This window comes from Arcobacter sp. CECT 8983 (genome assembly GCF_004118855.1).
Lineage (GTDB): Bacteria > Campylobacterota > Campylobacteria > Campylobacterales > Arcobacteraceae > Halarcobacter.
This window is the reverse complement of sequence record NZ_PDKF01000008.1, coordinates 237,790-250,546: the sequence shown is the minus strand read 5'-3', so window position 1 is coordinate 250,546 and position 12,757 is coordinate 237,790. Positions and strand designations below refer to the sequence as shown.

The 12,757-nt window shown below is 26.7% G+C and carries 13 protein-coding genes; 3 read left to right on the top strand and 10 right to left on the bottom strand.

Features of this window, described 5'->3' with window-relative positions:
- Window positions 1–2: 2 nt before the first annotated feature.
- The 4 genes from rpe to CRV01_RS10135 form a co-directional block, all read right to left on the bottom strand.
- The gene (rpe, locus tag CRV01_RS10150) at window positions 3–644 is read right to left on the bottom strand and encodes a ribulose-phosphate 3-epimerase (RefSeq protein ID WP_129008094.1); all 642 of its coding nucleotides are present in this window, start codon (window positions 642–644) and stop codon (window positions 3–5) included.
- Between the two features lie 70 nt (window positions 645–714).
- Entirely contained in the window at window positions 715–3,060 is a 2,346-nt protein-coding gene (locus tag CRV01_RS10145) for an MlaD family protein (protein WP_129008093.1), read from the bottom strand.
- A gap of 3 nt (window positions 3,061–3,063) precedes the next feature.
- On the bottom strand, window positions 3,064–3,663 hold the full coding sequence (locus CRV01_RS10140; RefSeq protein WP_164970048.1) for a paraquat-inducible protein A: 600 nt from the start codon (window positions 3,661–3,663) through the stop codon (window positions 3,064–3,066).
- Window positions 3,653–4,258: a paraquat-inducible protein A gene (locus tag CRV01_RS10135; protein ID WP_164970047.1), complete on the bottom strand. Its 606-nt coding sequence runs from the start codon at window positions 4,256–4,258 to the stop codon at window positions 3,653–3,655. The genes CRV01_RS10140 and CRV01_RS10135 overlap by 11 nt, the downstream gene beginning before the upstream one ends.
- 105 nt (window positions 4,259–4,363) lie before the next feature.
- On the opposite strand from CRV01_RS10135, the gene CRV01_RS10130 reads away from it, so the two are divergent.
- Complete coding sequence (locus CRV01_RS10130) at window positions 4,364–5,356, top strand: phospholipase A (protein ID WP_129008090.1); 993 nt, start codon at window positions 4,364–4,366, stop codon at window positions 5,354–5,356.
- 8 nt (window positions 5,357–5,364) lie between these two features.
- Window positions 5,365–5,754 (top strand): VOC family protein, encoded by a 390-nt coding sequence (locus CRV01_RS10125; protein ID WP_129008089.1) that lies wholly within the window; start codon window positions 5,365–5,367, stop codon window positions 5,752–5,754.
- A 27-nt stretch (window positions 5,755–5,781) separates the two neighbouring features.
- Here the strand turns inward: CRV01_RS10125 and CRV01_RS10120 are convergent, their stop codons facing one another.
- Window positions 5,782–6,348, bottom strand: coding sequence for an NUDIX hydrolase (locus tag CRV01_RS10120; protein ID WP_129008088.1), 567 nt, complete (start codon window positions 6,346–6,348; stop codon window positions 5,782–5,784).
- A gap of 92 nt (window positions 6,349–6,440) precedes the next feature.
- Between CRV01_RS10120 and CRV01_RS10115 the strand changes: the two genes are divergently transcribed.
- Entirely contained in the window at window positions 6,441–7,046 is a 606-nt protein-coding gene (locus CRV01_RS10115; RefSeq protein WP_129008087.1) for a hypothetical protein, read from the top strand.
- Here CRV01_RS10115 and CRV01_RS10110 read toward each other — a convergent pair.
- From CRV01_RS10110 to CRV01_RS10090, 5 genes are all read right to left on the bottom strand, one after another.
- Complete coding sequence (locus CRV01_RS10110; RefSeq protein ID WP_129008086.1) at window positions 7,033–8,202, bottom strand: HAMP domain-containing sensor histidine kinase; 1,170 nt, start codon at window positions 8,200–8,202, stop codon at window positions 7,033–7,035. The genes CRV01_RS10115 and CRV01_RS10110 overlap by 14 nt on opposite strands.
- Window positions 8,195–8,854, bottom strand: coding sequence for a response regulator transcription factor (locus tag CRV01_RS10105; protein ID WP_129008085.1), 660 nt, complete (start codon window positions 8,852–8,854; stop codon window positions 8,195–8,197). Before CRV01_RS10105 ends, CRV01_RS10110 begins: the two co-directional genes overlap by 8 nt.
- A gap of 60 nt (window positions 8,855–8,914) precedes the next feature.
- Window positions 8,915–10,720: a PAS domain S-box protein gene (locus CRV01_RS10100; protein WP_129008084.1), complete on the bottom strand. Its 1,806-nt coding sequence runs from the start codon at window positions 10,718–10,720 to the stop codon at window positions 8,915–8,917.
- A 157-nt stretch (window positions 10,721–10,877) separates the two neighbouring features.
- Window positions 10,878–11,375 carry a YajQ family cyclic di-GMP-binding protein gene (locus CRV01_RS10095; protein ID WP_129008083.1) on the bottom strand — a complete coding sequence of 166 codons (498 nt, stop codon included), beginning with the start codon at window positions 11,373–11,375 and terminating at the stop codon, window positions 10,878–10,880.
- Between the two features lie 96 nt (window positions 11,376–11,471).
- Window positions 11,472–12,722, bottom strand: coding sequence for a uracil-xanthine permease family protein (locus tag CRV01_RS10090; RefSeq protein WP_129008082.1), 1,251 nt, complete (start codon window positions 12,720–12,722; stop codon window positions 11,472–11,474).
- Between the last annotated feature and the right edge of the window lie 35 nt (window positions 12,723–12,757).

Below are 12,757 nucleotides of genomic sequence, written 5' to 3'. Positions count from 1 at the left end.
TATTAAACCTGTAGGCTCTTTATTGCTTTTGAGTAGTCTTCATTTCCAAAAACATATGACCCAGCAACAACCATATCTACACCAGCTTCTTTTAATTCATGAATATTCTTATCATTTACCCCACCATCTACTTGTATTAAACAGGCAGGATTTCTTTTATTGATAAGCTCTTTTAATTTTCTAGTTTTTTCAACAACACTTGAAATAAACTTTTGACCACCAAAGCCTGGATTTACTGACATTAATAAAACCATATCTAAATCTTCTATTAAGTATTCAATTGTTTCAGGAGCAGTATGTGGATTTAAAACGATTGCAGGTTTAATTCCATAAGATCTAATCTTTTGAATAAGTCTATGAGGATGCTTTTCACTTTCAATATGAAAAGATATAAACTCAGGTTTTAAAGGAGCAAAAAGCTCTACAAAAAAAGTATTGTTTTCAACCATTAAGTGTACATCTAAAGGCTTTGTTGCAACCTTTGCAACTGGATTAACTACAACTGGTCCAATTGTCATATTTGGAACAAAATGTCCATCCATTACGTCAACATGAATATAGTCACAACCACCATCACAAATAGCTGTAATTTCCTCATTTAGTCTTCCAAAATCTGCCGATAAAATCGAAGGTGCTACAAGCATAAATAATAACCTTTTTTAAATAATTGCGGGATTATACCATTGTTTTTCTTGCAAAAATATTTTAAAATTTTTATAGCTTTTCAAACTTAGGATTCCAATTTAGCCACTCTTCTTCAACATCATTATATAAAGGGAAACTCATCATACTATCTGCTTGTTCTTTATATTCTGTAGGAGTAACTAATGATATTCCACCTGAAATAAGTGTTTCTAAAGTCTCTGTTGTAACCTTTACACCTAAAAGACTAACCTCCATACCAAAGGCTGTAGCATTGTAAAAAATAGAATTTTTTCTAACAAGATATTTAAATTTTTCATCTATATAAAGTTGTAACTCTATAGAAGTTCCATCTTTAGCTAAACTATAATCTTCTACTACTCCTATTTGAAGTTGTCTATAAAATACAGGAGAATTTTCCTTTAAGGAGCTTTTACTCTTTGCAAGAACTACAACCCTTAAACCATTTTCATTAAATCTTTGTTCTTTTAAAACCTCATCTAAACTTTTATAGAAATCAAATTTATGAAAACTTTTTACTTTTTTAGCATTTTCATCTAAAGATATAAAAGAGATACCACCTTTTACTAAGGTATTTAAAGATTGGGTTTTTATATTTACTTTTTCTAGTGAAAAGTCCATATCAAAACCACTTATAGAATAAAACTTTGTACTTTCATTGATATATTTTGCGTATTTTTCAAATACAAAAATTTGTGCATCTACTTTTTTTGTTTTTTCATTATATTTTTTACTTACTACTTTTCCAGCTTCTATTCCCTTATAATATATAGAGTTAGACTTTAATACATTATTTGCATTATCAAGTGATAGAGTATATCTTTTCCCTTTTTGTAAGAAGTACTTCTGCTCTAACATCTTTTCATAACTAGGAAATAAATAAAACCTATTTATTGTTCTTTTTGCACTTAAATCTTTAGTGTCAAAAGCTATTGATGAGTTTATAAATCCACTCAAAGGAGCAGTTTTAAAAGAAATATTTTCTAAACTTGCATTTATTTCTACTGGTGATTGAATATAAAAAATTGAAGTGCTATTTACTAAATAAGAGTATTCTTTAAATATTTCCACGTTAACTCTTAATTCATCTGATTTACTATGAAGCTTTTTGCTCTTTACTCGCCCTACTTTTATATCTTTAAAAAACACAGGTGAATCTTTTTCTATTTTTAAAGTATCATCACTTTTTAAAACTATTTCTAAAATTTCTCTTTTCATTGGGTTATTATGCAAAGTATAAATATCTTTTATTTCACCTTCATTTTTACTTCTTTTAGTAAGACTTATATATGTACCTTTAACAATATTTGGTAATTCTTCTAGCTTTTCTAAAGATATTGTAGGTTTTTTAAGTTCAAAATAGGGATTGCTTTTCAATAAAGAGGCAAACTCTTTTTTAATTTTTACAAAAATAAAGCTTTGTTTATCTTCTAATACAAAACTTAAATCATCTACATACCCTATTTCAATTCCATTATAAAGAACTTTACTAAAATCTTTTTCTAAACCATGTTCTACATCTGTTTCTAAAACTACATAATCAGGTAAATAATCTATATCTTCTTTACTAGAATAAAGATTAAAAACTTTAGAAGTGTTTACTAATGGTTCTTTTAAACTATCTGAATCAAAGGCAATTCCACCAGCTATAAGGGATGCTAGGGTATTAACTTTGAATTTTATTCCACTTAAAGAAGCTTTTAGATCTATTGCATTTACATTCCAAAAAGAGCTATCTTCTTTGACTAAACTTTTATACTCTTCTTCTATAAATATTGTATATAAAACATTGTTATCTTTTAAATTCTTTTTGACAATTTTTCCCACTAAAAAACTTTTGTATAAAACAGGAGCCCCTACTTCAAGTGTACCATTTGAAGATTTTAAATCTATAAATAGACCATCTTGCAAATAGTTTATAGGTTTTTCAGATACTGCATTAAATGTATATTGTTCTTCTAATTTTTTAATCTCTTCTATATTTTGTGCACTAGGCATTGCTTCTATGTATATACCACTAAAGATTGTATTTAATCCAGATATTTCTGTTAATGTAGCTTTGGGTTCTACCTTCCAAAATTTAGTTCCTTTTTTTGCTACTAATGATAAAGCTTTATTATCAACCTCAACTTTTACTAAAAACCTATTTATATTTTTTTCGTCAACTTCAATATTTGATACTATACCTATTTTTATTCCCTTATATTTCAAAGGTGTTTTATCTACAACAAAACCTTCTGCATTGTTAAAATAGATTTCAATTTCTTCACCTTGTTTTTCAAAATGATTATATAACATTGATGTAGAAATAAGTAATGCAATAAAAGGTAAAAGCCAGATTAAAAATACTATTTTTTTACTCTTTTTTACACTTACTTGTTCTATCTTTTCATCCATTTATTAATCCTTATCCCATAATAATCTAGTATCAAAACTCTCAGTAGCTAACATAGTTGATATTACTACAACTGTAAATGCAATCGCAGCGGGTCCAGCTGTTATATTTGAAAGATTGCCAAATTGAACCATAACAATCATCAAAGCAACTACAAATATATCAATCATTGACCATTTACCAATAAACTTAATTATTCTATAATATCTTGTTGCATTTCTTGCTAAATATATTTTATTGTACTTTGTTGTATATAAAAGATATAATAAAACAAGTAGCTTAAAAATAGGAACAATAATACTTGCAAAAAAAATGACTACTGCTATTAAATATGATTTCGTTTCAAAAAAATAAACTATTCCATCTAAAATAGTACTTTTTTCAATTACACCTAAAGTTGTAACTTCCATCATTGTTAAAATATTTGCAGGAAATAAAAAAATTATAGCTATTATAGTAAAATTTAAAGTTTTAACTAAAGAGTATTTATCCCTTTGTTTTAATTTACTATTGCATTTATTACATACTTTTTCTTCTACTTTAAAAACACTATTACAGTGAGTACAAAGAACTAAACCTAAATCTTTATCACTTTTATAACTCATCATCATTCCAAACATCATAAGGATTAAATAATGCCATAGTAAAAGACATCATTACTAAAAAAGCAAAGAAAAAGTAAAACCCTAAACCTATATGTAAAGTAGCCATCTTTTGTAATTTTATAATTGCAACAACAATACTTATCATATATATTTCACCCATTTGCCACTCTAATAAATTTTCGTACAATTTTAGTGGTGCTGAAACATATTTTGCTTTTTTACCTATTCTTAAAGGAATTAAAATAATAAGAATCAGTAATAGCATAAATAAAGGAACTACTATTCCAATAAAAGTAATTAATATTGAAATAGCTGTATATCCATTTTTAAAAAAGATTAATAATGTTTCAACTAAAGTTGTTCTTTGAGTTAAGTCCAAAATTTCAAGACTCATTAAAGGTAATGTTACAGCAGGAATAAAAAGAATAATAGAGCTAAAAGCAAATAATAAAACTGTTAAATAGTCTTGTCCAAACTTATATATCAAACTATTGCACCTTGGACAATGAAATTCATGGCTATAATCTAATTCTGGCTTATTCAAAACTAAACCACAATCTTTACAAATAGTTAAATTCTTGAAGTTTTTGGACAATTTATTTCCTTCTTTTATTAAAACTATATTATAGTATATTAAAAATAATTAAATTATGACTTGAAAGATAATATAAAATCAAATCATTTATTAGGACCTTTTAATATGAAAAAAATTTTACCAGTATTATTTATGTGCATTTTATTAAATGCCCAAGATACAAAAGAACTTTTAAAACAAGCACAAGAGTATGAAAAAGCAAATGACTATAAAAATGCAATGTTAATATATAAAAAGCTAGCAAATAGTAAAAAAGTAGAGTTTCCAAAAGAAGAAAAAATTATAGTAAAAGAAAAAGTTGTAGAAAACAAAGATGTTGAACCTTTAAAAAAGAAATTAAATAGTTTCGATGATAAAGAAACAAAATCGACAATAGAACAGATGTTGGAATCATCTTTTGATATATATCCATATCAAGAAAACTACTTCTTCCCTATTTCATATGATACAAAATCAAAAGAAAATAGAAAAAGAAATGAAGCAAAATTCCAACTAAGTATTAAAAAACCTATAATTCATAACTTCTTTGGTTTAGATGAAACCTTCTATTTTGGTTATACTCAAACTTCTTGGTGGCAAGTATATAATGATTCTTCTCCTTTTAGAGAAACAAACTATAAACCTGAGTTCTTTGTAACTATTCCATATGGAAAGAAAGATGAAACAGCTATAAAAGGTTTTAAAACAGGATTTATACATGAATCAAATGGACAAAGTGAAGAGAAGTCAAGGTCATGGAACAGAGTCTATTTAGAAACTTATCTTCAATATAAAAACTTATTTATAATTCCTAAAGTATGGTATAGAATAGAAGAAGATAAAAATAGTGATGATAACCCTGATATAGATGATTATTTAGGATATGGAGATTTAACTTTTGTTTACCCATATAAAGATCATAGTTTCAAACTTCTTCTTAGAAATAATCTAAAGTCAAACAACAATAGAAGTTACGGACAGCTTGATTGGACATTTCCTTTCTTTGGTTCAAAAAACACTTTTGGACACATTCAAATATCAAGTGGATATGGGGAAAGTTTAATCGATTATAATGAAGATATCACAAGAATAAATTTTGGTATCTCTTTATCAAGATAGGAAAAAAAATGATAGATATTAAAAATCTAGACCATTTTGTTTTAACAGTAAAAGACTTAAATAAAACAGTTGAATTTTATACAAAAGCTTTAGGTATGCAAAAAGAAGTTTTCAAAGGCTCAAGAATTGCATTAAAATTTGGAAACTCTAAGATAAATTTACATGAGTTAGGAAAAGAGTTTGAACCAAAAGCTTTTAATGTAAAAGAAGGAAGTGCTGATTTATGTTTTATTATTGATACTTCTTTAGAAGAAGCAAAAAAACATCTTTCTAGCTTAAATATAGAACTAGAACAAGATATAATAAAAAGAACTGGAGCTTTAGGAGAAATTGAATCAATTTACCTAAGAGATCCAGATAAAAATCTTATTGAACTTTCAAATTATATAAAAGTTTAGAAAACTAAACTTTTATATACATTTTATTTATTGATTTTCCATAAACCACATAAAAGCAAACATTAACCCAGGTGTTTTTGCTTTTGATTCATCATAGATAAACTCTTTATACTCATTTAAAGGTAAATACATAAGTTCAATTTGCTCATCTTGTATTCCTCCACCCTCATGAATTTTCATACTATCATTTATCTTTGCATAATAAAGATGTTGACAACCACCACTTACACCTACATTTGTATAAAAAGATGTAATTTTCTCAATACTTTCTACAGGAACATCAAAACCACACTCTTCATCTATCTCTTCCTTTGCGATTTGAACTAAAGTTGTATCTTTATCAACAAGTCCTGCACAAAGTTCATAAGTAAATTTCTTACTTTCATCATTTAAATAAACTGCTGGTCTAAATTGTTTAACTAAAACAAAGGATTCTTTTTCTTCATGATATAGCAAAACTGCTACAGAATCAAAATTCCTAACTGCTTCCCAAGTCTTATCTTTTCCATTTTGTGTATATTTTATTTTTACAGGATGAACATATTCTGGTTCATGTAAAGGTTCTGTTTTAAAGTTTTCTATTTTATTATTCATTTTAAGCCTTTGTGAGCTAATTTTATATAGATTTAAATAAAATATCAGTAAATTAGTTTAATTATATATAATATAATTATTAAAGGTTTATTATGAAACTTAAGTATACTGGTCCTAAAGAGATAATTTCTCCCCATGGAGTTGATTTCAAAGATGGGAAAGAAGACAAATATGTATACATCTCTTTTGCAATGCAAATATTTTATGCTATTCACCATGATTATGAAAAAGACAGAATTTACACACATACTATAGAAAAAGAGCGTTTAGAAGACACTCATATATTGGATAAGATTTGTTCATTAAAACCAGACTTTGAAGAAAACTGTAGAGAAAAAATTTCTATTCTTGAAAAAGAATTAGACAAAGAAATAGAAACAGTTAAAGAACATACAGAGTTAGTACCAGAAGAATTAATGGCCTATAAAAACAATTTAATAATAATGAAAGATTATAGACTACAAAGAGAAACAAATAAAGTAATATATCAACAAATAATAGAACTTATAGTTGATGAAATATTTGAACACAAACTAAAACAAATTAGTGCTCCTTTTAATGAAAAGTTTTGGCATGTAATGCAAACTATTCAAGGAGAATTATCTAATCATGAAAAAAGATCTATTGGCTCAGTAGTTGATACAACAGAAACAGAACCTATAGTAATTACACTTAAAATAAATTCTATTGGTAAATAACTGAAGAAAAATCAATACTAAAAGTTGAACCTTCATTCTTTTTTGAATCTAGGTTTATCTTTAGTTTATAAGATTTGCAAATTCTATTTACAATATCTAAACCTATTCCAAAACCACCTTCAATATTTTTACCTCTTTTAAAGCGTTTGAATATCTCTTTTTGTTCTTTTTGACTTATTCCTATACCAAAGTCTTCTACTACAAATATATTATTCTTTAATGAAACTTTTATCACAGAATTGTTTTTACTATATTTAATTGCATTTGATAAAAGATTATTCACAACTTTTTGAGCCTTAGTTCTATCCATATAAACTTCATGAACTTCAATCTTTGCTTCTATATTAATATTTTTAGTAATAGAAATATCATTAAAAAACTCAACACTATCTTCTATTAAACTATTTAAAAAAAACTTTTCTTCCATACTTTCATTTATATCATTAAAAGCAGAGAAATGAATATCATTATATATTTGAGAAATTTGTTTTGAACTACTTAATATATATTTCATCATTTTTTCTGGACTTTTGCCATTTTTTAGCATCGTAACAGAAGTCATTAACACTGAAACAGGAGTATTTAATTCATGGGCTGAGTCTTTTATGAAGTTATCCATATCAACAACTTTTTCTCTAACAGGTTTTAATAAAAGTTTAGCAAGAAAATATGCTATAAAACCTATAAATATAGAACTTAATATAAAAGTCAAAGTTAGATATATTTTTAATTTATTTATACTCTCAACACCACGGCATGTTTCCATTACTATATACTTAATAGGGATATTACTTTCTTTAAGTTTTTGAATATAAAAATGTTGATTTGATTTTTGATAAAACCTTTGTGAAAAGTCAACTGCTTGTTTTTCATCTAAATTAGAAAATAGAAGTTTTCTATTTTTATCATATAAAGCAAACTTGATCTTTTTTTCTTTAAAAGATTTAGGAATATACTCTTTATTATTCATATACGCATTTAATATATCAGTCTTTATTTCCATTGATGCATTTATCAACTCCATACTACAACTTTTTTGTAAAGACTTATATTGTTCTTGATAATAAAAATAAAACAATACTGCTAAAAGAAGCATTGCAGAACCAACATAAATTGATAAAAAGCTAATTAATGCATTTCTCTCATTTTTATTCAAATTTATACCCTATTCCTCTGATTGTTTGGATTTTATCTTTACCTAAAGATTCTCTTAGATTTTTAATATAAACTCTAATTGTTGCATCCGTAGGCATGTCTTCATATGCCCAAATATTTTGAAGTAATTCTTCACTTGAAACAACTCTATTTTTATGTTTACAAAAATAACTTAAAATATCTCTCTCTTTTTGTGCAAGATGTTTTGTTTTTCCATTTAAAATAATTTGACAAAGTTCTGGCAGAAATAGTATCTCTTCACTAATCTTAATTTCACTGTCATTTCCTAAATTAAACTGTTTACACAATTTCTTAATACGTTGGTCTAATTCTTCTAAGTCAAAAGGTTTTTTAATATAATCATCAACTCCACTTTCAAAAGACTCTTTTAAATGTTTTATATCTTGAAAAGCTGTTAAAATTATTACAGGAGTTTGATTTTTATAATCAGTTCTAATTGTTTTTAAGACATCAATCCCAGTCATAATAGGAGTATTTATATCAAGTAATGCAAAAGCAAATACTTCGTCTATTAAATATTCTAATGCATCTTGACCATTTGTACATGAAGTTACATCAAAACCTTTATCACAAAGGTGCTCATTTAGTAAATAATTTAATGCTGGGTCATCTTCTAGAAGTAAAACTTTCAAACAATATCCTTTTTTAAAGTTAAAAAATTATACTGTAAGTTTGTTTATTAAGTGTAAAGGCTAATCTATATAAGTATCTCTTATTTTTAGGAACTCATCTAAATTATCAAAGAATAAGTCAACTAATAAAGGATCAAAATGTTTTCCTTTCTCCTCTTTAAATAGTTCAAGGATTCTGTCAAGTTCCCAAGCTTTTTTATAACATCTATCACTACCTAAGGCATCAAAAACATCTGCTATTGCTGTTATTCTTCCAAAGATATGAATTTCATTTTCTTTTAATCCTTGTGGATAACCAGCTCCATTCCATTTTTCATGGTGGTGATAAGAGATTATTGCAGCAGCTTTTAAAATTTCTCTTTTAGAATTTTTAAGAATATTATATCCAAGCTCACTATGCTCTTTCATAATTTCCCATTCTTCTGCATTTAGTTTTCCTGGTTTATTTAAAACACTATCAGGAATACCAACTTTTCCTATATCATGCATAGGAGAAGCCATAAAAATAATATCAATATCCTCTTGTGCTAAGCCACATAGTTTTCCTAGAAGTTTTGAGTATTCAGCAACTCTTTTTACATGGTTTCCTGTCTCTTTTGATCTAGTTTCACCAATTTCACCCATTCTATATATAATCTCTCTTTGAGTATCTTCTAACTCTTTATGAAGTTCCATTATTGAAGTAATATTATGACATACAGAAATAAACTCTATAATTTCATTGTTTTGATTGAAAATAGGAGAAATTACAGCATCTAAATGAAAAGTCTTTCCTGTTTTTGACTTATTCATTAGTTTTCCACTCCAAGTTTTACCATTTTTTATAGTCTTCCACATCTGTCTTGAAGTTTCAATATTTGTTTTTTCATGCCTAATCATTTTAAAAGTTTGACCAATAAGTTCATCTTTTGTATATTCAATTAATTTGCAAAACCTATCATTAACATAAGTAATTCTTCCAGACAAATCAAACCTAGAAACAATATTGATTTTATTTATGACATTTTCATATTGTTCTTGACTTTTTAATGCATCATTTAAATTTGAAATCTTTTTAACATTTTGTTTTTGTAGAAATTTTCTTGTTCTTTCTTGGGGTGTAATATCTTGTCTTATTGCAATATATTCTATAATTTCACCATTTATATCTAATATTGGTTTTATAGTTGACCTTACATAATAAGATTTGCCTTGTTTTGAAAGATTTTGAACAACTCCTTGCCATACTTTTTTCTTCTCAGAAATTGTTGACCACATCTTCTTAAAAAGTTTTTCTGGAGTATCAGGATGTCTGATAATATTGTGAGGTTGCCCTATTAGTTCATCCCTTGAATAACCAGAAATATCAATAAATCTATCATTGACATAAGTAATTATTCCATCTTTATCGGTTTTTGAAACAATTGAATCAATATCAACTATACTTTTATATTGTTCTAATAAGTTTGTAACGCTATCTTTTTCATTTTTATTAGAAATATTTTCTGCAAACTCTGCAATTACTTGTATTAAGTCAGTTATGTTTAAAGGTTTTAATAAAAATCTGCTAATTCCTATCTCAATTGCTTCAATTAAGATATTGCTATCATTGTGTGCACTCATTACTATAATAGGTATTTCATCATTATCTTTTCTGATATACTTTGAAAACTCTATTCCTGTTATATTAGGCATAGTAATATCTGTAATAATAATATCTACTTTTTTTTCATTATAGATATCAACTGCTTCTTTTCCACAGTTCGCAACATAAACTTTTTTTACTAAATTTTTTAATATCCCTGCTGTTTGTTGCTGAATTACAAGATCATCTTCTGCATAAAGTATTGTAATTTGCTTCAAAGATTCTAAATTTAAATTCTTCACTCTTTTCCCAAAACTTTTTATTATCAATTGTAACAGATTTTCTTGAATTTTTTATATATTTTAGTAATAAAAATATAGATTTTAAAAGTTTTTTTCTTTGAAAATAGCTTTAAAATAGCATTTATAGAAATTATTTATTATAGTACTCAAAAGAGTACTATTTGAAGTTATCAAAAACTAAAGGAGACTTTAGCTCTAATGATTTTAAATGTTTCATAATTGTTTGTAAATCATCAATATTTTTTGCTGTAACTCTAATTTCGTCACCTTGATTTACTGCTTTCACTTTTAGCTTTAGTTTTTTTATTTCAACTTGAATTTGTTTTGCTTCATCAGCTTTAATAGAATCTACAATTGAATATACATATCTTCTATTAGCACCTGAGCTATCCTCTTTTTTTAGTTCTTCTAAGGAGTTAATAGATAATCCCCTTTTATTCATTTTTGAGATTAAGATGTCATACATTGCATCAATCTTATTATCACTTGAACTAACAAGTGTTAAAGTTTTTGCACCTTGATTAAAATCGATTTCTTTTTCAATACCTTTAAAGTCATATCTATTATCTATCTCTTTTTGTGCTTGAATTACAGCATTTTTCATCTCTTGCATATCTAATTTAGCAGAGATATCAAAACTATGTTCTTTTGCCATAGTAAAAACTCCTATTATTTTAAGATTTGTGGTTTATTATAAGAAATTTTTGATGTAGAAATAATTAAAAAATGTTATATAGTTAGATTTCTCTAACTATATAATGTGATCTTCTTTTCGTGGTTGCGGTAAAACAAGATTTAAGAAAATACCTGTAATTGCACCAAGACCGATTCCTGAGAAAGGAACTCCACCAAAATTAAATGTCATTCCACCAATTGAAAATACTAAAATCATTGATACAATGATTAAATTTCTAGGACAATTGAAATCAATATTTGCTCTTGTTAATGTAGAAATACCAATACTTGCAATAATACCAAATAATAAAAGCATAATTCCACCCATAACTGGAACTGGAATAGTTGCTAATAAACCACCAAGTTTACCAATAAAAGCTAATAAAATAGCTGTAATAGCTGCCCAAGTCATAATTGCTGGATTATATGCTTTTGTAACAGTAACTGCACCTGTAACTTCTGAATAAGTAGTATTTGGTGGTCCACCAAAAAGTGAAGCAACTGAAGTTGCTAAACCATCACCTAAAAGTGTATTTTTAAGTCCTGGCTTTTTTAAATAATCTTGTTTTGTAACATTTGAAATTGCTAACATATCACCAATGTGCTCAATAGCAGGAGCAATTGCAATTGGTAAAATAAATAAAATAGCTTGCCAATTAAACTCTGGTGCAGTAAAACTAGGAACTGCAAACCAAGCTGCTTTTTCCACTGAAGAAAAATCAATTACTCCATAAAAAAGTGCTGCAATATAACCTGCAATAATACCACCTAAAATAGGAATAAGTTTAAAAATTCCTTTTCCTAAAAGAGAAATGAATACCATTGTAAAAAGCGCTATCATTGAAATAACTATTGCTTTATCAAAGGCAATTAATTCAATTGCTCCATCACCTGTTTTTCCCATTGCCATGTTTACTGCAACAGGAGAAAGAATAAGACCAATAGACATAATAACAGGTCCTACAACTACAGGAGGTAAAAGTTTATGTAAAAACTCATCACCTTTTAGTCTAATTAAAAAACTTAGAACAATATATAATAAACCTGCTGCTACAAGTCCTGACATAGTTGCTGCAATACCCCAAGTTTTTACACCATGTGCGATTGGAGCAATAAATGCAAATGATGATGCTAAGAAAATAGGAGGAATTGCACCTCTATTTACAAATTGAAAAACTAAAGTACCAATACCTGCTGTAAATAGTGCAACATTTGGGTCAAGTCCAGTTAAAATAGGAACTAACACAAGTGCACCAAAAGCAACAAACAGAAATTGAATACCTAAGACTGAGTCTTTAATTCGAAAGTTATAATCCGTGGGTTTCATAAGTCCTCTTTAGTAGAAAATTAAGTTAATTATAA

Excerpts from the sequence above, each read along its gene's own strand:
- CRV01_RS10090 (WP_129008082.1), bottom strand. The coding sequence starts at position 12,722 with ATGAAACCCACGGATTATAACTTTCGAATTAAAGACTCAGTCTTAGGT.
- CRV01_RS10130 (WP_129008090.1), top strand. The coding sequence starts at position 4,364 with ATGAAAAAAATTTTACCAGTATTATTTATGTGCATTTTATTAAATGCC.
- CRV01_RS10115 (WP_129008087.1), top strand. The coding sequence starts at position 6,441 with ATGAAACTTAAGTATACTGGTCCTAAAGAGATAATTTCTCCCCATGGA.
- CRV01_RS10125 (WP_129008089.1), top strand. The coding sequence starts at position 5,365 with ATGATAGATATTAAAAATCTAGACCATTTTGTTTTAACAGTAAAAGAC.
- CRV01_RS10095 (WP_129008083.1), bottom strand. The coding sequence starts at position 11,375 with ATGGCAAAAGAACATAGTTTTGATATCTCTGCTAAATTAGATATGCAA.
- CRV01_RS10120 (WP_129008088.1), bottom strand. The coding sequence starts at position 6,348 with ATGAATAATAAAATAGAAAACTTTAAAACAGAACCTTTACATGAACCA.
- CRV01_RS10140 (WP_164970048.1), bottom strand. The coding sequence starts at position 3,663 with ATGAGTTATAAAAGTGATAAAGATTTAGGTTTAGTTCTTTGTACTCAC.
- rpe (WP_129008094.1), bottom strand. The coding sequence starts at position 644 with ATGCTTGTAGCACCTTCGATTTTATCGGCAGATTTTGGAAGACTAAAT.
- CRV01_RS10145 (WP_129008093.1), bottom strand. The coding sequence starts at position 3,060 with ATGGATGAAAAGATAGAACAAGTAAGTGTAAAAAAGAGTAAAAAAATA.